Genomic DNA, 20,218 nt, shown 5'->3' with positions numbered 1-20,218 from the left:
GTCCCGTATGCGTACCTCCCTGCGCAGAGGGATCACCGCGATCATCGCGGTGATCACCCTGCCGGTGGCCCTGGCCACCCCGGCCCAAGCCGGGGGTGGTCTGGACGACATCATCGCCAAAGTGATGGTGAAAAAGGTCAAGGGCACGAATGTCAAAAAGCACCTCGACGCACTACAGGCCATCGCCACCGCCAACGGCGGCACCCGCGCCACCGGCACACCCGGTTACCCGGCATCGCGCGACTACGTGGCCGGCAAACTGCGCAAGGCCGGCTACAAGGTCACCCTCCAGCCGACCGACTTCGTCGAAGGCTGGGTGGAGAACAGCCCGCCCACCCTCAACCTGACCGCGCCCGGCCAGAAGACCTACGTGCCCAACGAGGACTTCTTCACGTTCCAGCCGTCACCTCCCGGCGACGTGACCGCGCAGGTCCAGGGCGTTGACCTCACGCTCCCACCCACGCCGACCCCCACCTCCACCAGCGGCTGCGAACCGGCTGACTTCAACGGCTTCGTCGCCGGCCGGATCGCCCTCATCCAGCGCGGCACCTGCGCCTTCGCCCAGAAGATCCGCAACGCCGGCCGGGCCGGCGCCTCCGGCATCATCGTGTTCAACGAGGGCCAGCCGGGACGTACCGAAGCCAACCCCCTCGACATCGGCGAGTGGCGTGGCGGCGTGCCCATGGTCTTCGCCGACTTCGCCGTCGGCAACGAACTGGCCGCCACCGCCGGCGCCACCGTCCGCCTGAAGGTCGACGCCACGCTCACGCTCGGCAAGAGCGACAACGTCATCGCCGAGACCCGCGGCGGCGACCCTCGCAACGTCGTCATGGTCGGCGCGCACCTCGACAGCGTCGATGCCGGGCCCGGCATCAACGACAACGGCTCCGGCAGCGCCGCCATCCTGGAGACCGCGCTGCAGCTCGCGCACTTCCCGGTCAAGAACAAGGTCCGCTTCGCCTTCTGGACCAGCGAGGAGATCGGGCTGCTCGGCTCCGACCAGTACGTCGAACGGCTGAGCGCCGCCGAGCGCAAGCGGATAAGGGTGTACCTGAACTTCGACATGGTCGCCTCGCCCAACTACGCCTTCAAGCTCTACGACGGCGACGACTCCGACGCCACCGGCTCGCCCGCCGGGCCTCCCGGAAGCGCCCACATCGAGAAGCAGCTCGACAAGTTCTTCAAGTCCCGCAACCTGGCCACCGTCGGCACCGACTTCGACGGGCGTTCCGACTACGGACCGTTCATCGCGGTCGGCATCCCGTCCGGCGGCATCTTCACCGGGGCCGAGGGCATCAAGACCCCGGCCGAGGCCGCGTTGTTCGGCGGGCAGGCGGGCGTCGCCTATGACGTCTGCTACCACCTGGCCTGCGACACCATCTCCAACATCAACATGACCGCCCTGGACGTGGACGCCGACGCCATCGCCGACTCCACCGCCCGGTACGCGTACAACCTGAACGGCATCCCGCAGCACAGCGCCGCTGCTGTAGCGCCGGTGGCGGTGACCACCGCCGGATAGTCCTGGGGCCCGGACTCGCCAGAGTCCGGGCCTACCAGACGTCAGGGAAACCGAGCGCTCATCCCGCCGTCCACGGCCCACTCCGCGCCCGTGACGAAGCCGGCCGCGTCCGAGGCGAGAAAACAGACCACCTCGGCCACCTCGTGCGGCGACCCCATCCGCCCCATGGGATGCAGCCCCTCCACCCTGGCCCGCTCACCCGGATCCGGGTGTTTGTCCAGGTACTCCTCCACCAGCCGGGTGGCGGTCCAGCCGGGGCTGACCGCGTTGACCCGCACCCCGTGCGGCCCGACCTCCAGCGCGAGACTCCGCGTCAGCCCGACGAGCCCGGACTTGGCCGCCGCATAGGGAAACATCCCACGCGTGGTCAGCCGGGCGTGTATCGACGCGACGTTGACGATCGCCCCACGCCCCGCCGCCTTCATCCCCGGCAGCACCGCCTGCGCCATCATCCACGCGGCCTTCAGATCGATCGCGAACACCTCATCCCACTCGGCCTCGGTCATCTCAACGGGGTCGTAGTAGGCATTGCGCCCCGCATTGTTGACCAGCACGGAGATCGCCCCCAGCTCGTGCGCGATCTCGGCGACCGCCGACCTCACCTGCTCACCCGACGTGATGTCCGCCTGTACGGCAAAGCCCCGCTCAGCCGCCAGCACATCCACCACCCCGACCCGCGCCCCTTCCCGCGCAGCCACCTCCACCACGGCCGCCCCGATTCCCCGAGCACCCCCGGTAACCAGCACCACCTCCCCCTCAAGCCGCCCACCCATCACCCAGCCCACCTCTCCTCATCCACGCCACCCACCCAACACCCACAACCCCACTTCCGGACCCTCGGTTCCCGGACTCCACACTCTCGGCCCCGGACCTCGCCTCCGTCCCAAACCCCGCGCGCCCCTCGCCCACGAACCCCGCCCGGCCGCGCACACCTTCCCTGACCGCCCTGCCACACCCTCGCCTTTGCCCTGCGGCTCTGGCCCTCGGTTTTCGGCCCCGACCACGGACCGCCCCCGACCCGCGACCCGAGGGGGCCCTGGCTCCGGCCTTTGGCTCCCGTCACCGACCCACGCGGGACCTTGTGACCCCGAGGGTCCCAGCGTCCGGCCTCCGGTCCTCGGGCCCTCGGCTCCCGGCCTTCGGCTCCCGGCCTCCGGCCCTCAGCTCCCGAACGTCGGGCTCCGGCCTGCGGCTCTCGGACGTCGGCCGCAGGTTCCTCGTCGGCGGGCGCAAAGGCACGGGGCACGGAGGCGCGAGCGGGGCGGGGGTCGCCCCATCGTGGGCGTGTGGGCGTGTGGGCGTGGGTTGGGGGACTGGGGTTGTGGGGTGGGGTCATGGGGTGGGGTTGAGGGTGGTTAGGAGGGTTTTGACGGTGGTGGTGTCGCCGGAGGTTATGGCGCTGCCTATCCCGCAGGCCACCGCGCCGGCGGCGATCCAGGCCGGGGCGTTTTCCACGGTGATCCCGCCGGTCGGGACCACCGGGGCCTGGGGGAGGGCCTGGAGGAGGTCGCGCAGGACGTCGGGGGAGGAGGCGCGGGCGGGGAAGAGCTTCACGGCGTCGGCCCCCGACTCCAACGCGGTCACGATCTCTGTCGCCGTCGCCACGCCAGGCAGTACGGCCAGGCCGTACCGATGACCGGTGGACAGGACCTGCCGGTGCAACGAAGGGGAGACCAGGAAGCGGGCGCCGGCCAGGGCGGCGAGGCGGGCGGTCGGTTCGTCCAGGACGGTGCCGGCGCCGATCACCGCGTCCGGGCGGGAGCGGACGATCTCGGCGATGGCGTCGATGGCGCCGGGCGTGGTCAGGGACACCTCGACGACGTCCAGGCCGGCGTCCACGGTGGTGATGGCCGCCTGTACCGCCGTCTCGGCGTTGATGGCGCGGACGATGCCGACGACGCGGCGTTCGGCGATCCTGTTCATGACCTGCCAGCGATACATGCTCATCTCCACCCATGCGCTCAACCGAATCGGTCAATCATCCCCGGTCCGGACGGCTCCCCTACATTCCGTCGCCGTCCCAGCGGCCTCGGGAGCGGGAGCGTACGGGCAGGCTGGAGATGATCGGCGCCGGGATCGGGTCGCCCGGCTTCCACACCCGCCCGGTGCCCCAGTTGTGCGCGCCCGCGTCCGTGCGCTCGTCCGGATGCTCCAGCGAGGCCGGATCCGCACCCCAGTCCAGAGCCTCCGCACCCTCGTGGTGGGTGTGGCCGCCCTGGAGGCGGGCGGCGTCGCGGGCCTTGGCGATGGCGAGCAGGCTGTGGTCGGTTCCCTGGCCGTGCGGGACGTAGTCGGCGTCCGTGCCGCCTGTCTGCCGTGAGTAGTCCAGTGACGCCCGCAACATCGCCAGTTCTTCCGGCGCCCGCTGCCCCACCCCGAGATCGTGGGTGGACTGCGACCACCGCCCGGCGGGCCCGTAGTTGAGCGCCTCACCGCCCCACCGGACCCACTCGTTCTGCGTGTACCAGTTGAACAACTCCCCGTCCGACCGCAGCAACCACGTGGCCCCGCCCTCCATCGAGGTGAAGTGCCCGTGTTTCACCCGGGCGGGCCGGAAGAAGTACGTGCCGAGGTCGAGCGTCCCGAAGTTGTACTCCATGTGCCCCTGCAGCGTGTACGCCTCCTCGTAGCAGGGATGGTGGGCGAGCCGGTGGTCGGCCCAGCCCTCCTGCGCGTGCACCAGCCGGGTGTAGAAGCCCGTCAAAGGGTCCACATGGAGGTATTTGATGAAAAGTCCGGGCATGGGGCCGGGGTTCGGCACCGCGTCCCACTCCATCGCCGCCGAGTCGATCACGATGACGTCCTCCCGGGCCTCCGCCCAGCGCGCGGCACCGGTGTCGAAGCCGGCGTCGCCGTACTCGCGATAGTGGAGGATCCGCGTCCCCTCGGCGAACGTGATCGCCTCGACCGGCACCCCCTTCGGCGCGTACACGTAGCCGCCCTGGCCGAGGCGCCGCCCGCCGTACGTCATCGAGCCTTCGAGCACGTAGAACTCGCTGTCGGCGTGATGCACGCCCGGCCCGCGCCCCCAGCCGGTGTGGAAGTCGACGCGCAGCGACGACGAGCCGTCCTCCTCGTCCACGGACAGGCGCCGCTCGCTCGCCCGCCCCTCGCCGCCGACGAGTTCGGCCGCGTGCCAGATGTAGTCGCCTTCTTGGATCACTTCAACGTGGGGACGCATGCCACTCCTTCAGCTCGCGCTTGAGGATCTTGCCCGCCGCGTTCCGTGGCAGCGCGGGCACGAACTCGATCTGCCGCGGCAGCTTGGCGCCCGACAGCCGCCGGCGGCAGTGCTCGACGAGGCGCGCCGCCTCGACCGCCGCGCCCGGCTCCGTGACCACGAACGCCGTCACCCGCTCGCCCCACCGCTCGTCCGGCAGCCCGACGACGGCGGCCTCGGCCACGCCGGGGAAGGCGGCCAGCGCCTCCTCGACCTCGCGCGGAGCGACGTTGACACCACCCGAGATGATGATGTCCTTCTTGCGGTCGACGATGTAGAGGAAGCCCTCCTCGTCGCGCTCGACGAGGTCGCCGCTGGTCATGAAGCCGTCGGCGGTGGTGCACGCCGCGGTGGCGCCGGGGTCGCCGAGATAACCGTTCATGAGGTACGGCGAGCGCGAGAACAGTTCACCCTCGACGATCCTGACCTCGGTCATGAACCAGGGCGTCCCCACGGACCCGATCTTGCGCCGGGCGTCGGCGGGGCGGCAGTCGCTGATGATGCCCGCCTCGGTCGAGCCGTAGAGCTCGTGCACCCCGACCCCGGGAAAGGCGTCCAGCACCCACTCCTTGAGCGTGCGCGGCAGCGCGGCGGCGTTGAAGAACAAGGTGTCCAGCGAGGACAGGTCGTGCCCGCCGAGCCCGTGCGCGCGCAGCATGTGGGCGTGTGCCGGGACCAGGAACACCGACTGCGCCCGCGTTTCGGCGATCATGGCGAGCAGCCGCCCGGGGTCCCAGGCCCGTAACATCGCGACGGTCCCGCCGGTGTGGACCGGCGCGTACCCGAAGGCGAAGCCCGCGCCGTGGTACATGGGCGCGACCGCGATGGTCCTGCGTCCCGGCCCGAGCCCCCACTCCAGGGCGGCGGCGTAGAAGGTGAGGGCCCGCGAGCGGTGGCTGATGACCACGCCCTTGGGTCGCCCGGTGGTGCCCGAGGTGTAGGCGACGCAGAACGGCTCCCGCTCGTCCACCTCGACCCGCGGGTCGGTACCCGGCGAGGTGGCCAGCACAGCCTCGTAGGACGGTCCGAGCGACAGAACGGTACGCGGCAACCGGTCCACGGCCCCGGCGAAGGCGTCGTCGAGCACGATGGCCCGCGCCTGCGAATGATCGAGGATGTACGCGCTCTCCGCAGCCGTCTGCCGGGGATTCATCGGCACCATGACCAGCCCGGCCTTGGCGATCCCGCAGGCAACTTCGGGATACTCCAGCCGGTTCCCCATCAGCACCGCGACCCGTTCGCCGGTGCGTAACCCGGCCTTGAGCAGGGCGTTGGCCAGCCTGCTCGACCGATCGTCCAGGGCGCGAAAGGTCAGCTCCCGCCCGCCGTCGGCCACCGCGACGGCGGCAGGCGTCGCCGCGGCGAACTCCCGCACGCCGCCGGCGATCGAGAGCTGCATGTTTCGCATAGTGAAACGCCTTTCCAATACATAGCATGATCTCCGCCCCCAGCGACGTCAACGACAATGGGCAGATGCTGACCATGCGCCCGTACACGGACGCCGACCTGCCCTGGATCCAGGAGACCGTCGCGGAGTGGATCGCCGGCGCGGGCCGCTGCGCCTATGACCACATCGGTGAGCTGCCCCACCGCATCTACGAGAACATCAGGGGCCGCCGCCCGACCGGAGAGGTCGTGCACGTCTGGGAGGACGGCGGCCGCCTGGCCGGCCTGACGGTCAATACCCGCTTCGAGAACGCCTTCGACGTCTTCACCGCCCCGGAGCTGCGCGGCACCCAGGCCGAGGCCGACATGATCGAAGCCGCCTGCGAGACCACCGGCCGGGGCGAGGACGAGGTGCTCACCGACGTCTTCGACTGCGACACGGCCAGGATCGAGGTGCTGGAACGCCTGGGCTTCACCCGGTTCCGTACCTGGGACGACGTCAACGAGGCCGCCCTCACCGACCTGCCGGCGCCGAGCCCGCCCGCGGGCTTCACGCTGCGCGCCGCCCGGCTGGCCGACGCCGACGAGCTGGCCCGCGCCCGCAACAGCGCCTTCGACGCGGAGTGGACCGGCGCGCAGTACCGCGACGAGGTCATGCTCAAACCCGGCTACGACGCCGACCGCGAGATCGTCGCCGAGTCGCCGGACGGCCGGATCGCCTCGTTCCTCGTGTACTGGGTGGACCGGCGCAACGCCATCGGCCACTTCGAACCGGTCGGCACCCACGCCGACTACCACCGCCTGGGCCTGGCCAGGGCGACCATGCTGCACGCCATGCACCGGATGCGCGCCCTCGGCCTGACCACCGTCACCGTCAACCACAACGCGGAGAACGTCCCGGCGAGGAGGCTCTACGCCGCGCTGGGCTTCAAGAAGACCCACGAGACGTACGGCTATCGTCGCTCGACGAGCCGGCCAGCAACGCCAGCAGTCCCATGACCGAGCTGCCGATCACCGATCCCGCACCGCCGTCGGCCAACCAGTAGCCGCCCGCGCCCAATGCCAGGAACGCGCCCCCGGCGAACATGAGGAACGGGCCGTCCCCGTCGGCGTGTAGCGCGCCCCACCAAGCGGTCAGCGCCGCGAGGAACATGCCTCCGATCATGACGGCGTCCGCGTCCGCCACGGGCCGGAGCTCCGCGACGATCGCGGCCACGATGGGGACGATCACCGCCGCGCCCGCCATGACCAGACCCGCCAGGGGGTCCCTCCGGTCGCGCGCGTCCACCGCCAGGCCGAGCGCCGCGGCGAGCACCGGCAGGAACAGGACGACCAGCAAGACGACCTGCCAGCCGCCGCCGAGACGGGCACCGGTCTGGTAGATGATCGCGCTGAACAGCCAGACGAAGCTCAATGCGGCCAACTGCCCCGGGCCCACGCCCGTCGTCTCCAGCGGACGAGGCGGCGGTGGGGGCGGCACGATCACCGGGGCCGCCTCCTCCTGCCGCGTGTCCCGGATCTCCATGGCGAGGTGCACGGCGCCGCGTACCACGGCCAGTTCCGGCTCCTCCACCTTCAGCACCGTCACCCCCGAGCGGCGCGAGATCTGCGCGTGCACCATCGGCAACCGGCTGCTCCCGCCCACCGGGATCACCTTGGTCACGTCGTCCCAGGCCAGCTCCTGGTCGCCGAGCAGCCGGTCGCACTCGTCCACGGTCTCGGCCAGCGGCTTGTCGAGGAGTTCGCCCAGTTCGTCCCGCGTCATCGTGAACAGGACCGGAGGGTTGAGCTCGGACAGCAGCGCCTGGTGTTCCTCCCGCTCCGACAGCGCGTGCTTGATCTTCTCGCAGGTGTCCCTGAGGCCGAGCCGCCTGCGCAGCACGGCCACGCCCGGCTTGGGGTCGGCGAACAGCTCGTCCACCTGCTCGGGGTGCCGCTCCCTGATCGCGGTGAGGATCTCGCGGTCGAAGTCGATCCCGCCGAGCGTGGGGATGCCGCCCGGCCGGCCCACGTCGCGAAAGCCCGCGTCCGTGGTGCCCTTGGTCAGGGCGCAGTCGAAGGTGCCGCCGCCCAGGTCGTAGAGCAGGATCGTCTGCTCGTCGAAGAAGCGCTGCCCGGTGACCGCGCCGCGTACCCCCGCGACGGGCTCGGACACGAGCGTGACCGTCGCCGGATCGAACCCCGCCAGTTGGGCGGCCTGCGTCATCAGGTCGTGGTTGCCGGCGTCCCAGCTGACCGGCACGGTGATGACGACCGCGTCGGGCTCGCCCGGCGCCGCCTGCCGCGCCTGCGCGCGCAGGAACCGCAGGACCTCGGCGGCCAGCTCGTGCACCTGGTAGCGGCGGCCGTCGAGGTGGACGGGCGCGTCGTCGCCGAAGTCGCGCTTGAACTCGGTCCGGTAGTTCTGGATGTAGGCGGGCCCGAGCCGTTTCGCCGCCGTGCCCACGTGCAGCCTGCCCCCGGTCGCGAGCACCGCCGTCGGAATCTCGGCCGCGCCCGGCGTCTCCGGATCGGGCACCGCGACGACCCGCCCGTCCGCCAGCCCCACCATGATCGAGGAGTTGGACGTGCCGAAGTCGATGCCGTAAACCACTCCCACCGCTGCTGATCCCTCCGTCAGTGGCCGAGCCGCCGCACTCGCTCGCGCGCTGCGGCCAGCTCCCCTCGCACCCGCTCGTACTGCCCCGCCGTGATCGTGAGCTCCGCCATCCGCCGCTTCCGGTCCCGCGCGCTCGCCTCCCGCAGTACGGCCAGCCGTTCGATCGACCGGTCGAGCGCGTCACGCGTCTGGCGCAGCACGTCGTCGAAGTGCTCCAGCATGAGCGCCTTGCAGTCCTCGACCGCCTCGGCGAGGTCTTTCTCCGCCTTGGCGGCGTTCCGCTCGACCATGGGCAGCACGGCCTGGCTGAACTGCGCCGACCGCTCCAGTTTGACCTGTGTGAGCACGCGGTGCCGGTGTTCTTGCAACCCGGCCATGACGCCGAGGGCGCCGAGCGCGATCGCCGCGATCGCGCCGATCGCGATGCCGATGCCGGGCACCAGCGCGCCGGCGCCGGTGAAGATCGCGGTGCCGACGGCGCCGGCCACGGTCACGCCGGAGCTGACCGACGCCAGCCGCCCCTCCCTGGCGTGCTGGCGCAGCATGATGGCGGAGACGTCCAGCCTCGGCTGGTAGCCGGGCACCGCCGCGTTGAGCACGCCGATCGGCAGCCGGGTGGCCGCGGCGGTCTCCTCGCCGGTGCGGTCCACGGCGGCCAGCAGGTCGGCGCGGGCGGTGTCCAGGGCGTCGGCGAGTGCTCGCGTGGTGGCGTTGATGAGGCCCTCGGCGTCGTCGACGACCGCGCGCGAGTGGATGTGGCCGAGGAAGCGGTCGCGGATCGCCTGGTTGCGCGCGGCCAGCCGTTCGACGACGGGCGCGGCGGCCTCGTCGAACGAGGCCACCAGCGCCTCGCGCCAGGCGGCCCGGCCGGCCAGCAGCTCTTCGGCGCGCCTCCTGCTCTGCCGCAGCTCGGTGGCGATCCGCTCCAGTTCCTCGCCGGCCTCCAGCGCGGCCAGCTCGTTGGTGACGGGGGCCTCGGCCGCGGCCTGCACCTCGTCCAGGAGGTCGAGGGCACGTTCCAGGTGCCGGGCGCCGCAGGTCGCGGCCAGGCGGTCGCGCAGCTGCCGTTCCAGTTCCGGCAGGCCGGACTCGCCGGGCGATTCGGGGCGGCCCTGCTGCAGCGCCCGGAGCCTGCGGTGGGCGGAGACCGGCAGCACGACGAGGTCCTCCGGCGCCAGCCCCGTCGCCGCGGCGATCTTCCGGCGGGCGACCCTGACCTCGTGCTCCTGGTCGAAGACCGACTCCACCTTGGTGATCGCGGTGACCACGACCGGGCAGGCGGCGAACGCCTTCTCGACGTGCGCCAGTTCGTTGACGCTCAGCGTCTCCTCGCTGCTGCCGACATAGAGGATCGCGTCCGCCCGCGACAGGGAGGCGTAGGTGGCGTCGGTGTGGGCGTTGTTCACACCGCCGATGCCCGGGGTGTCGACCAGGACCAGCCCGTCGCGCAGCAGTTCGGCCGGCGTTTCGACGGTGACGAGGTGGTCGACGTTCGTCTGGTCGGCGACGTGCCGGTCGAGCTCGCCGAGCGGGATCTCGCGCCGCTCGCCCGAGCTCTCGTGGACGAACGCGGCCTCCCGCGACCCCCACCGCAGGACGGTGACGACACAGGTGGTCACGGCGGAGTTCACCGGCAGGAGGCGTTGGCGGCCGAGCAGGGCGTTGATCAGGCTGGACTTGCCGCGGCTGAACTCGCCCATGACGACGACCTGGTACGTCCCGGTCTGGACCCGCCGGACGCTCTCTTCGAGCTTGGCCCGCAGCGCCTCGGTGAGTTCCAGGCCCGCGACCAGGCGCTCGTGCAGGGCGAGGACGTCGGCGCGTACCCTGGCCAGATCCTCGTGGCTCATCGCGCCGGCTCCTCGACGTAGGCGAGCACCTGCTGGGGCCGCAGGACCAGCCCGCGCCACTGGTAGCCGGGGCGGACGGTCTCGGCGATCGTGCCCGGCAGGCCGGGCTCCGCCGTGGGGCGCACGCCCACGACCTGATGCCGCTCGGGGACCAGCTCGCCGCTGTCGTCCAGCGGCTCCACCTCGCCCTCGCGCAGCATCTGGATGAGCTGGCCGGCGACCCAGCCGACCAGCTTGGCCGGCGGCTCCAGGCCGGTGGCGAGGTCGCGGCCGCTCAGCTCGTCCAGGCGTTCCGTGAGGTCCACCAGTGCGTTCACCATGCGCGGGAGAGGTACGTGCGTGCCCTGCGCATGGCGCAGGCGGTCCAGTTCCGCGCGCAGCTCGCGCTGGGTCCGTTCCAGGGTCTCGACCTCGGCCAGCGCGCGCTCCAGCAGCGCGGCGGTACCGACGTCGGGCGGGTCCTGGCGGTTGCCGGTGAGGACGGCCAGCCGTACCAGAAGGTGCTCGGCGAGTTTGCGGGGTTTGACCAGGGGATCGACGAGCCTGCTCAGCAGGTCTCTGGGTCGAGCAGGCGCTGGGCCACCTGGAGGCGATCCATGATCCGCTCGTAGCTGCGCACCATCGTGTGGGCCGTCTGCCTGTCCACCCTGCCGGTGAGGGGGTCGTTCATCCGGGTGTTCCATTGGTGCGCTCGCTCCTTCGCTCGTCGCATCATCCGGCTGACCGGCTCGTCGTCCTCGAAGCCGAGCCGGGCCGCGCATGAGGTGCCCTTCTCGCCGGTGACCTGCAGGAGTTGCTCCGCCTCCGCCGGTCGCAAACGGGTGGCGCCCTGGTAGTGGGCGGCGAGCGCGGTCAGCTCCGCGAAGCCGTGCTCGGAGCGCTGGAACCGCTCGACCCGCTTCGCCACCTCGTCGGCAGCCGTCTTCGCGGCGCTGCCCGGCGGCAGGCCCTCGCGGCAGCTCGCCAGCGCCGCCCGTACCGCGATCATGGCCTGGTCCAGCTTGATGAGTCCGGCGCGGTTGCCGAAGTGCCCGCTGATCAGCCGGCGTAGCCCGCCCACGCCGCTCTCCTCGACCAGGTGCCCGGGGAGGGCGGCGGGGTCGAGGCCGTCGCGCAGCGCGCCGCACGCCAGGTGGACGCCCCAGGCGCCGAGCAGCTCGACGAGCTCTTTCCGGTACGCCGGCAGCAGCGGACCGGCGGCGTCCTGGAACTCGCGCAGGTCGCCCAGCTCGCCGGCCAGATCGGCGGCGGAGACGGCGGCCAGCTCACGCAGCCACGCGAGATGGCGTTCCTCCATCGCCTGCGCGCCGGCGGCGACCTTGGCCGCGATCGGAACCACCAGGTAGAACAGGCGGCTCAGGTCGGTGGCGCCCCGGTAGACGTCGATGACCTGACTCGCGCCGTCGCGCAGCGGATGGAAGGCCAGCGGGTCCCCGAACACCGGCGGCCAGCTCTGGTCGCACCTGCTGAGCACGCCGAACGCCTTGAACGGCGTCAGCATGCCGGCCCGGTCGCCGAGGAAGGCGGAGACCGCGGCCACGTCCTGGTTGCTGACATCGCGGCTGAACAGGTAGAGGACGGCGTCGGCCTGGTCGAGCTCGTCGATGCTCTCCTGGTGGAGGGTCTGCGGGTCGCGGCCCAGGAGTTCCAGCACGCCGGGGTCCTGGACGCCCATCGTGGCCAGGGTGTTGGCCGAGTCCCGGCCGTAGACGCTGCCCAGGCCGGGGGTGTCGACGAGGTGGAAGTCGTTCAGGAAGGGGTTCGGCAGGCCGTACTCGACCTTGCGGACACGGACGAGGTCGGCCAGGTGCGCCTCGTCGCGGACGGTCCAGCGCGCGAACTCCGACGGCGCGACCTGCCGCGCCGGGCCGTCGCGGAAGTGCACGGTCAGCCTCGGGCGCGGGGCGTGGACCAGCTCGTTCACGTTGAACGTCAGCTCCTCGCGGCCGGTCACCGCCACCTGTTCGCCGAGCAGCGCGTTGACCAGCGTGGACTTGCCGCGTTTGATCTGGCCCGCCACGGCCAGCCGCATGGGCTCGGCGAGCCGGGCCGCGGCGGTGCGCAGGGCGTCGGCCAGCGGGGAGAGTTCGGGGGTTTTGTTCGCCTGGAGCGCGCACTCGCGCAGGATCGTTCCCGCGCGCGCGACCGCGGGCACGAGCAGATGTTCGGGGGGTTTCATCAGGTCGCATGTTTAGCGACCGAGAGTGACTCCGTCCACCTCTCGCGAGAAAGGACACGTGAAACCAGAAGTTATGGTCGTCCGATACTGAGATCCGCGAAGACCGCCCGGTGGTCCGTGCCGGGCACGTCGAGGATCTCCACCCGGCGCACGCCGATGGAACGATCGACCAGGATGTGGTCGATCGTGATGATCGGCGGGATCGCCCGGCCGCGCGGCCACGTCGGGACGAGCCCCTTGCCCACCTGGGCGGCGGCGTCGGTGTAGCCCCGGTCCAGCAGGGCGCGGAAGGCGTGGTGGTCGAGGCTGGCGTTGAAGTCGCCCGCGAGGATCCGCCCCGGCGCGGCATCGGGCAGCGCCGCCATTGAAACGTTCCATTCCGCGTAGAGGCGGGGCAGGGGCGGGTTCGGGTGCACCGCCACCACCTCCACCGGCCCGGACGGCAGCGCCACCCTGGCCGCCGGCATGTGGTGCCCGATCGGCGTGAACAACCCCTCGATCTTGGTCAGCGGGTAGCGCGAGTAGATGCCGCTGCCGGCCGGCCCCTCCGCCTCCTCCAGCACCGTGTACGGCAGGAGCCGCCCCAGCCCCGCCGCCTCCAGCGCGGCGACCTGGTGGGGTCTGAGCTCCAGCGCGCTGAGGACGTCCACGTCAAGGCGCGTGACCAGGTCCACGACCGCGGCGGGGTCGGCCCGCCCGAACAGGTTCGACGAGAGCACGCGCAGCGCGGTCCCGCCGGCCGGGGCCGGATCCGACACGACCCTGGGCAGGATCACGGCGACCATCGCGGCGGCGGCGGCCAGGGCGACCAGCGCGGCCGGCCGGTCGCGGAAGAACAGGACCGCCGCCGAGAGCAGCGCGAGCACGGCGGCGAAGGGTGTCAGCGTCATCAGCTGGGTGAGCGGCCAGCCCGCCTCCAGGCCCGTGAGCCGGACCAGCGCCCAGCCCGCCAGAAGTGCCGCCACCAGCCACGACATCAGGCGCGGGCGCCGCTTCCTCGTCACCGGCTCCGTGACAGTGTCCAAGGCACCCGCCCGTCAGTCTCAAGGTTTGCCTGAACTTTAAACCGTCTCGGCGGGGCGGCGCAGCCGTTGACCCGTCCTTATCCGGACATTAATTGCCGTTACACAAGTGCGATATACGGATGACCGCCTTAGACCGGGCGACCGGTGCGCCGCTGGTCCGGGACGGCACCACACGAGTCCCGTCAGGCGCACGGCGCTCGCCTGACACCGGCGCGGCCCGGCGACCGAGGCCGGGCCGCGTGCCCTCCTTTCCGTGGCGCGCGGACGGATCTAGCCTCGAAGAGGAAGGGACACCGCCATGGAAACCACCATCATCCTGCTGGGGCTCGCCGCGTTCCTCGTTCTGCTGGTCCTGGTGACCGGGTTCAGGGTCGTCAATCAGGTGGAACGCGGGGTCGTCTTCCGCCTGGGCCGGGCGCAGCAGCGGGTACGGCAGCCGGGGCTCAGGGTCCTGATCCCGCTCGTCGACCAGATGACCAAGGTCAACGTCCAGATCGTCACCATGCCCGTCCCGACGCAGGAGGGCATCACCCGCGACAACGTCTCCGTCCGCGTGGACGCCGTCGTCTACTTCCGCGTCCAGGATCCGATGCGGGCCTCGATCGAGGTGCAGAACTACCTGTTCGCGATCGAGCAGGTGGCCCAGACCTCGCTGCGCAACATCATCGGCAAGAGCGAACTTGACGACCTGCTGTCCAACCGGGAGGAACTGCACCGGGGCCTGGCCCTGATGATCGACAGTCCGGCGCTGGGCTGGGGCATCCACATCGACCGCGTGGAGATCAAGGACGTTCAGCTGCCGGAGTCGATGAAGCGCTCGATGTCACGCCAGGCCGAGGCCGAGCGCGAACGGCGGTCGCGGGTGATCGTTGCCGACGGCGAACTGCAGGCCGCCCAGAAGCTGGCCGACGCCTCGGGCATCATGTCCCAGACGCCGGGAGCGCTGCAGTTGCGCCTGCTGCAGACGGTGGTGGAGGTGGCGGCGGAGAAGAACTCCACGCTGATCATGCCGCTGCCGGTGGAACTGCTCCGCTTCTTCGACAAGGCCACCCAGACCGCGGCGACACCCGACAAGCAGGACACCGTCAAGGAGCCGAAGGACACGGTCAAGGAGCTCAAGGACGTGGCCGAGGAGCCACGGGCGGTCGGCGAAAGCGAGCGGCCCGCCCTCGACGAGGGACAGCGGCGCGCGCCCGAGGCCGCGGGAACCGGCCAGGCGGACGTCGTGACGGCGAGAACCACGTCCGACGTGAGAAGCGCCTGACGATCGGGCGGTACCGGGGGCGGCGGGGGTGTGGGCGGCGGCTTGCCGTAAGGGAGGGGAGGGGGTTGCCCTGACGGGAAGAGACGCCCTGACGGGAAGCGATCGTCGTCGGGATGGTGTCAAAAGGTGGCTTGTGGGCGTATGGAACCCGTCAAGAACGGCAAAAGCGCATAAATCTCCCGCTTTGCTTACGGAGCAAGCAACTTTCCGGAGCTGAGGAGTGGGGATGGCAGACGTCATCTTCGTCGCCCTGACGATCGCGTTGTTCGTGATCCTGGGGCTAGTGGTGAAGGCGGTGGAGCGCCTGTGAGCGCGGTCAATGCCACCGGCCTTTTCGTGGCCGTCGGCCTGGTGATCTTCATGGTCGCGGCCCTGCTATTCCCGGAGCGGTTCTAGTGGGCTGGATCTTCATCGCTTCCCTCGTCCTCGCGCTGGTCATCACGCACAAGCCGCTGGGCGACTACATGTACCGCGTGTACACGAGCGTCAAGCACAACGTGGTGGAGCGCTTCATCTACCGTCTGCTCGGCGTCCAGGCCGACTCCGAGCAGCGCTGGGGCGTCTACGCGCGCAGCGTTCTCGCGTTCTCGGTCATCTCCCTCCTCGTCCTGTACGGCCTGCAGCGCCTCCAGGACAAACTCTTCCTGAGCCTGGGCTTCGACCCCGTCCCCGACCACATCGCCTGGAACACCGCGGTCAGCTTCGTCACCAACACGAACTGGCAGGCCTACTCCGGCGAGTCGACGATGGGCCACCTGGTCCAGATGTCCGGCCTGGCCGTGCAGAACTTCGTCTCGGCCGCGGTCGGCATGGCCGTCGCGATCGCGCTGGTCCGCGGCTTCGCCCGCAGGGGCACCGACACCCTCGGCAACTTCTGGGTGGACCTGGTGCGCGGCACCCTCCGCATCCTGCTGCCGATCGCCTTCGTCGGCGCGCTGATCCTCGTGGCCGGCGGCCTGGTGCAGAACTTCATCGGCCCGCACGAGATCGCCGGCCTGACCGGTCCCACGAACATGACCGGCGGCCCCGTGGCCAGCCAGGAGGTCATCAAGGAGCTCGGCACCAACGGCGGCGGTTTCTACAACGTCAACTCGGCCCACCCTTTCGAGAACGCCACCAACTGGACCAACTGGTTCGAGATCTTCCTCATCCTGCTGATCCCGTTCGCGCTCCCGCGCACCTTCGGCAAGATGGTCGGCCAGATCCGCCAGGGCTACGCGATCCTCGCCGTCATGGGCGTCATCGCCCTGGTCAGCGTCACGCTGACCAACGTCTTCGAGCTGGGCGGCAACGCCACGGTCCCGCAGGCGATCGGCTCGGCGATGGAGGGCAAGGACGTCAGGTTCGGCGTCGCCAACTCCGCCACGTTCGGCGCGGCCACCACGCTGACCAGTACCGGCGCCGTGGACTCCTTCCACGACTCCTACACGCCGTTCGGCGGCATGATGACGATGTTCAACATGATGCTCGGCGAGGTCGCCCCCGGCGGCGTCGGCGCGGGCCTGTACGGCATGCTCATCCTCGCCGTGATCACCGTGTTCGTGGCCGGCCTCATGGTGGGCCGCACCCCCGAGTACCTGGGCAAGAAGATCGGCGCCCGCGAGATCAAGCTGGCCTCGATGTACTTCCTGGTCACCCCGATCCTCGTCCTGGTCGGCACCTCGCTGGCCATGGGCAACGAGGCGGGCCTGGCGGCGATGCTGAACAGCGGGCCGCACGGCTTCTCCGAGATCCTCTACGCCTTCACCAGCGCCTCGAACAACAACGGCTCGGCCTTCGGCGGTGTCACCGTCAACACCCCGTGGTACGACGTGGCGCTCGGCCTGTGCATGCTGCTCGGCCGCTTCCTGCCGATCATCTTCGTACTCGCCCTGGCCGGTTCGCTGGCCAAGCAGACCCCGGTCCCGGAGACGGCGGGCACGCTGCCGACGCACCGTCCGCAGTTCGTCGGCATGGTCGTCGGCGTGACGATCATCCTCGTCGCCCTGACCTTCCTCCCGGCGCTCGCGCTGGGGCCGCTCGCAGAAGGACTCCTGTCATGACGACCCAGACGGTCGAGACCCCCAAGAGCACCGGCAAGGTCGGTGGGGGCCTGCTCGATCCCCAGCAGATGGTGCGGTCCCTGCCGGACGCGTTCAAGAAGCTGAACCCGGCCACGCTGTGGCGTAACCCGGTGATGCTGATCGTGGAGATCGGCGCGGTCTTCACCACCGTTCTGGCGATCCTGCAGCCTTCCTTCTTCGCCTGGGCGACCGTGGTGTGGCTCTGGCTGACGGTGGTCTTCGCCAACCTGGCCGAGGCGGTCGCGGAGGGACGCGGCAAGGCCCAGGCGGCCACGCTGCGCAAGGCCAAGACCGACACGGTGGCGCGCAGGCAGTCGGGCGAGACGGTCCCGGCGACGCAGCTCCAGCAGGGTGACATCGTGGTCGTCGAGGCCGGGGAGATCATCCCGGGCGACGGCGACGTGATCGAGGGCATCGCCTCGGTGGACGAGTCGGCCATCACCGGCGAGTCCGCCCCGGTCATCCGCGAGTCCGGCGGCGACCGCTCGGCGGTCACCGGCGGCACCAAGGTCCTGTCGGACCGGATCGTCGTCCAGATCACCCAGAAGCCCGGCGAGAGCTTCATCGACCGGATGATCGCCCTCGTCGAGGGCGCCAACCGGCAGAAGACGCCCAACGAGATCGCGCTGAACATCCTGCTGGCCGCGCTCACGATCATCTTCCTGGTCGCGACCGTCACCATGCAGCCGATGGCGATCTGGGCCAAGGGCCAGAACCCCGGCATTCCCGACTCCCTCGCCCTGACCGGCGACGGCGTCAGCGGGATCGTTCTGGTCTCGCTGCTGGTCTGCCTCATCCCGACCACGATCGGGGCGCTGCTGTCGGCGATCGGCATCGCCGGCATGGACCGCCTGGTCCAGCGCAACGTCCTGGCGATGTCGGGCCGCGCGGTCGAGGCCGCGGGCGACGTGTCCACGCTGCTGCTGGACAAGACGGGCACGATCACGCTGGGCAACCGGCAGGCGTCGGAGTTCGTCCCGGTCGCCGGCGTCACCGAGCAGGACCTCGCCGAGGCGGCGCAGTTGTCCAGCCTCGCCGACGAGACGCCCGAGGGCCGCTCGATCGTGGTCTTCGCCAAGGAGAGGTACGGCCTGCGCGAGCGGGACGTGCACAACGCGTCCTGGGTGCCGTTCACCGCACAGACCCGCATGTCCGGCGTCGATCTGGACGGCCGCGAGGTCCGCAAGGGCGCGGCCACCGCGGTCATGAAGTGGGTACGCGACGGCGGCGGCCACCCGACCGACGAGGTCGGCCACATCGTGGACGGCATCTCGGCCAGCGGCGGCACCCCGCTCGTGGTGGCCGAGAAGGGCCGCGTCCTGGGCGTCATCCACCTCAAGGACGTCGTCAAGGCGGGCATGCGCGAGCGCTTCGACGAGATGCGCCGCATGGGCATCAGGACCGTCATGATCACCGGTGACAACCCGTTGACCGCCAAGGCGATCGCGGACGAGGCCGGTGTGGACGACTTCCTGGCCGAGGCGACGCCCGAGGACAAGCTCGCGCTGATCAAGCAGGAGCAGGAGGGCGGCCGGCTGGTCGCCATGACCGGTGACGGCACCAACGACGCCCCCGCGCTCGCGCAGTCGGACGTCGGCGTGGCCATGAACACCGGGACCAGTGCCGCCAAGGAAGCCGGCAACATGGTCGACCTCGACTCCAACCCGACCAAGCTCATCGAGATCGTCGAGATCGGCAAGCAGCTCCTCATCACCCGGGGCGCGCTGACCACGTTCTCGATCGCCAACGACATCGCCAAGTACTTCGCGATCATTCCCGCGATGTTCGCGGCGGTGTATCCGGGCCTGGACACGCTGAACATCATGCGCCTGGCCAGCCCGCAGTCGGCGATCCTGTCCGCGGTCATCTTCAACGCGATCGTCATCGTGGCGCTGATCCCGCTGGCCCTGCGCGGCGTGCGCTACCGGCCGTCCAGCGCCTCGAAGCTGCTCAGCCGCAACCTCTACGTCTACGGCCTGGGCGGCATCGTCGCCCCGTTCATCGGGATCAAGATCATTGATCTCCTCATCCAGTTCCTTCCGGGGATGTCTTAAATGGAACGTCTGCCCAGCTGGATCCGCCAGCACCTCGCGGCTGTCCGCGCGGTCATCGTCCTGACCCTGGTCACCGGCGCGATCTACCCGCTCCTGGTGACCGGGGCGGCGCAGGCCGTGTTCAACCACAAGGCCAACGGCTCGATGACCGACAAGGGCAGCGAGCTGATCGGCCAGAAGTTCACCGACGCGGACGGCAACCCCGTCAAGAAGTACTTCCAGAGCCGCCCGTCGGCGGCCGGTGACGGCTACGACATGCTGTCCACCGCCGCCAGCAACCTCGGCCCCGAGGACGTCCTGGATGTGCTCCCCGACCCGAACGGCGCTGACGACGCCGCGAAGGAGGGCAAGCAGTCGCTGCTCACCCAGGTCTGCGCCCGCTCCAAGGCGGCCGGCGAGCTGGAGGGCGTCAGCGGCGCCCGGCCGTTCTGCACCGCCGACGGCGTCGGCGCCGTGCTGAAGGTCTTCCCGGCCATCGGCACGCCGACCCGGGCGGTCAGCGTCAACCAGGCCTGCCCCGCCCAGCCCTTCGTCGCCGAATACCAGGGCGTCAAGGTCGAGTGCGGCAAGCCCGGTGAGGACTACGCGGCCGGCCGTACCGTGCCGGTGCGCGGGAACGTCACCGACGTGAAGGTGCCCGCGGACGCGGTCGCGGCCAGCGGGTCCGGCCTGGACCCGCACATCTCGGTCGCCTACGCGGAGCTGCAGGCGCCCCGCGTGGCCAAGGAGCGCGGCAAGCCCGTCGAGGCGGTCAGGAAGCTGATCGCCGACAACACGACCGGCCGCACGCTCGGTTTCATGGGCGAGCCAGGGGTCAACGTGCTCATGCTCAACCTGGCACTCGACAAGGAGTAGGGCATGCCACGCGGCCGGCTGAGGGTCTACCTGGGCGCCGCACCAGGGGTGGGGAAGACCTTCGCGATGCTGGGTGAAGGCCGCCGGGCGCTGGAGCGGGGCAGGGACGTGGTCGTGGGGGGGGGGGTGTCCCCCCGCCCCCCCCCCACCCCGAACAACCCCGGCGGGGTTGTGGTGTTCACCCCCACCACCATGGTGGAC

The 20,218-nt window shown here is 70.6% G+C and carries 17 protein-coding genes and 1 pseudogene; 9 read left to right on the top strand and 9 right to left on the bottom strand.

The window, feature by feature from the left end:
- The first annotated feature begins 7 nt into the window (after positions 1 to 7).
- Positions 8 to 1,522: a M28 family peptidase gene (locus tag ACFWYW_RS17680; protein WP_379638820.1), complete on the top strand. Its 1,515-nt coding sequence runs from the start codon at positions 8 to 10 to the stop codon at positions 1,520 to 1,522.
- Between the two features lie 41 nt (positions 1,523 to 1,563).
- Here the strand turns inward: ACFWYW_RS17680 and ACFWYW_RS17675 are convergent, their stop codons facing one another.
- From ACFWYW_RS17675 to ACFWYW_RS17660, 4 genes are all read right to left on the bottom strand, one after another.
- Entirely contained in the window at positions 1,564 to 2,307 is a 744-nt protein-coding gene (locus ACFWYW_RS17675) for an SDR family oxidoreductase (RefSeq protein ID WP_379618449.1), read from the bottom strand.
- Positions 2,308 to 2,854: 547 nt separating this feature from the next.
- The gene (locus tag ACFWYW_RS17670; RefSeq protein ID WP_379618451.1) at positions 2,855 to 3,463 is read right to left on the bottom strand and encodes a bifunctional 4-hydroxy-2-oxoglutarate aldolase/2-dehydro-3-deoxy-phosphogluconate aldolase; all 609 of its coding nucleotides are present in this window, start codon (positions 3,461 to 3,463) and stop codon (positions 2,855 to 2,857) included.
- Positions 3,464 to 3,524: 61 nt separating this feature from the next.
- Positions 3,525 to 4,703, bottom strand: coding sequence for a DUF4437 domain-containing protein (locus tag ACFWYW_RS17665; protein WP_379618453.1), 1,179 nt, complete (start codon positions 4,701 to 4,703; stop codon positions 3,525 to 3,527).
- Positions 4,687 to 6,141, bottom strand: coding sequence for a class I adenylate-forming enzyme family protein (locus ACFWYW_RS17660; RefSeq protein WP_379618455.1), 1,455 nt, complete (start codon positions 6,139 to 6,141; stop codon positions 4,687 to 4,689). The genes ACFWYW_RS17665 and ACFWYW_RS17660 overlap by 17 nt, the downstream gene beginning before the upstream one ends.
- Positions 6,142 to 6,176: 35 nt before the next feature.
- Here ACFWYW_RS17660 and ACFWYW_RS17655 point away from each other — a divergent pair, with 35 nt between their 5' ends.
- Positions 6,177 to 7,127, top strand: coding sequence for a GNAT family N-acetyltransferase (locus ACFWYW_RS17655; RefSeq protein ID WP_379618457.1), 951 nt, complete (start codon positions 6,177 to 6,179; stop codon positions 7,125 to 7,127).
- Here the strand turns inward: ACFWYW_RS17655 and ACFWYW_RS17650 are convergent.
- Genes ACFWYW_RS17650 through grpE form a run of 3 tightly spaced genes read right to left on the bottom strand, consistent with a single transcriptional unit; the run spans position 7,057 to position 10,897 of the window.
- Positions 7,057 to 8,727 (bottom strand): Hsp70 family protein, encoded by a 1,671-nt coding sequence (locus tag ACFWYW_RS17650; RefSeq protein WP_379618459.1) that lies wholly within the window; start codon positions 8,725 to 8,727, stop codon positions 7,057 to 7,059. The genes ACFWYW_RS17655 and ACFWYW_RS17650 overlap by 71 nt on opposite strands.
- 17 nt (positions 8,728 to 8,744) lie before the next feature.
- On the bottom strand, positions 8,745 to 10,577 hold the full coding sequence (locus tag ACFWYW_RS17645) for a dynamin family protein (protein WP_379618461.1): 1,833 nt from the start codon (positions 10,575 to 10,577) through the stop codon (positions 8,745 to 8,747).
- Complete coding sequence (gene grpE, locus ACFWYW_RS17640) at positions 10,574 to 10,897, bottom strand: nucleotide exchange factor GrpE (protein WP_379618463.1); 324 nt, start codon at positions 10,895 to 10,897, stop codon at positions 10,574 to 10,576. Before grpE ends, ACFWYW_RS17645 begins: the two co-directional genes overlap by 4 nt.
- Before the next feature lie 15 nt (positions 10,898 to 10,912).
- Between grpE and ACFWYW_RS17635 the strand changes: the two genes are divergently transcribed.
- Positions 10,913 to 11,188, top strand: a complete 276-nt coding sequence (locus ACFWYW_RS17635) for a hypothetical protein (RefSeq protein WP_379618465.1) — start codon at positions 10,913 to 10,915, stop codon at positions 11,186 to 11,188.
- On the opposite strand, the gene ACFWYW_RS17630 is transcribed toward ACFWYW_RS17635, so the two are convergent.
- The gene (locus ACFWYW_RS17630) at positions 11,125 to 12,756 is read right to left on the bottom strand and encodes a dynamin family protein (RefSeq protein ID WP_379618467.1); all 1,632 of its coding nucleotides are present in this window, start codon (positions 12,754 to 12,756) and stop codon (positions 11,125 to 11,127) included. The two genes, ACFWYW_RS17635 and ACFWYW_RS17630, sit on opposite strands and share 64 nt — an antisense overlap.
- Before the next feature lie 71 nt (positions 12,757 to 12,827).
- Positions 12,828 to 13,760: an endonuclease/exonuclease/phosphatase family protein gene (locus ACFWYW_RS17625; protein WP_379618469.1), complete on the bottom strand. Its 933-nt coding sequence runs from the start codon at positions 13,758 to 13,760 to the stop codon at positions 12,828 to 12,830.
- A 319-nt stretch (positions 13,761 to 14,079) separates the two neighbouring features.
- Here ACFWYW_RS17625 and ACFWYW_RS17620 point away from each other — a divergent pair, with 319 nt between their 5' ends.
- The 6 genes and pseudogenes from ACFWYW_RS17620 to ACFWYW_RS17595 all read left to right on the top strand — a co-directional run.
- Positions 14,080 to 15,045 carry a slipin family protein gene (locus tag ACFWYW_RS17620; RefSeq protein ID WP_379618471.1) on the top strand — a complete coding sequence of 322 codons (966 nt, stop codon included), beginning with the start codon at positions 14,080 to 14,082 and terminating at the stop codon, positions 15,043 to 15,045.
- Between the two features lie 306 nt (positions 15,046 to 15,351).
- Entirely contained in the window at positions 15,352 to 15,441 is a 90-nt protein-coding gene (gene kdpF / locus ACFWYW_RS17615) for a K(+)-transporting ATPase subunit F (protein WP_379618473.1), read from the top strand.
- On the top strand, positions 15,441 to 17,087 hold the full coding sequence (gene kdpA, locus ACFWYW_RS17610) for a potassium-transporting ATPase subunit KdpA (RefSeq protein ID WP_379618475.1): 1,647 nt from the start codon (positions 15,441 to 15,443) through the stop codon (positions 17,085 to 17,087). Before kdpF ends, kdpA begins: the two co-directional genes overlap by 1 nt.
- A complete protein-coding gene (gene kdpB, locus ACFWYW_RS17605; RefSeq protein ID WP_379618477.1) occupies positions 17,084 to 19,162 on the top strand; it encodes a potassium-transporting ATPase subunit KdpB in 2,079 nt (692 codons plus the stop codon). Before kdpA ends, kdpB begins: the two co-directional genes overlap by 4 nt.
- Positions 19,163 to 20,017 carry a potassium-transporting ATPase subunit C gene (locus ACFWYW_RS17600; RefSeq protein ID WP_379618479.1) on the top strand — a complete coding sequence of 285 codons (855 nt, stop codon included), beginning with the start codon at positions 19,163 to 19,165 and terminating at the stop codon, positions 20,015 to 20,017.
- A gap of 3 nt (positions 20,018 to 20,020) precedes the next feature.
- A pseudogene (locus ACFWYW_RS17595) lies at positions 20,021 to 20,218 on the top strand (hypothetical protein); the annotation flags it as partial.

Origin of the sequence: Nonomuraea sp. NPDC059023 (assembly GCF_042740095.1) — a bacterium.
Taxonomy (GTDB): domain Bacteria; phylum Actinomycetota; class Actinomycetes; order Streptosporangiales; family Streptosporangiaceae; genus Nonomuraea.
The sequence above is the reverse complement of the archived record's forward strand: the minus strand, read 5'-3'. Positions and strand labels throughout refer to the sequence as shown.

What these genes read in the sequence shown, in the direction of transcription:
- ACFWYW_RS17680 (WP_379638820.1), top strand. Translation starts at nt 8, where the DNA reads ATGCGTACCTCCCTGCGCAGAGGGATCACCGCGATCATCGCGGTGATC.
- ACFWYW_RS17670 (WP_379618451.1), bottom strand. Translation starts at nt 3,463, where the DNA reads ATGTATCGCTGGCAGGTCATGAACAGGATCGCCGAACGCCGCGTCGTC.
- ACFWYW_RS17665 (WP_379618453.1), bottom strand. Translation starts at nt 4,703, where the DNA reads ATGCGTCCCCACGTTGAAGTGATCCAAGAAGGCGACTACATCTGGCAC.
- ACFWYW_RS17660 (WP_379618455.1), bottom strand. Translation starts at nt 6,141, where the DNA reads ATGCAGCTCTCGATCGCCGGCGGCGTGCGGGAGTTCGCCGCGGCGACG.
- ACFWYW_RS17655 (WP_379618457.1), top strand. Translation starts at nt 6,177, where the DNA reads ATGATCTCCGCCCCCAGCGACGTCAACGACAATGGGCAGATGCTGACC.
- ACFWYW_RS17645 (WP_379618461.1), bottom strand. Translation starts at nt 10,577, where the DNA reads ATGAGCCACGAGGATCTGGCCAGGGTACGCGCCGACGTCCTCGCCCTG.
- grpE (WP_379618463.1), bottom strand. Translation starts at nt 10,897, where the DNA reads ATGGTGAACGCACTGGTGGACCTCACGGAACGCCTGGACGAGCTGAGC.
- ACFWYW_RS17630 (WP_379618467.1), bottom strand. Translation starts at nt 12,756, where the DNA reads ATGAAACCCCCCGAACATCTGCTCGTGCCCGCGGTCGCGCGCGCGGGA.
- ACFWYW_RS17620 (WP_379618471.1), top strand. Translation starts at nt 14,080, where the DNA reads ATGGAAACCACCATCATCCTGCTGGGGCTCGCCGCGTTCCTCGTTCTG.
- kdpB (WP_379618477.1), top strand. Translation starts at nt 17,084, where the DNA reads ATGACGACCCAGACGGTCGAGACCCCCAAGAGCACCGGCAAGGTCGGT.
- ACFWYW_RS17600 (WP_379618479.1), top strand. Translation starts at nt 19,163, where the DNA reads ATGGAACGTCTGCCCAGCTGGATCCGCCAGCACCTCGCGGCTGTCCGC.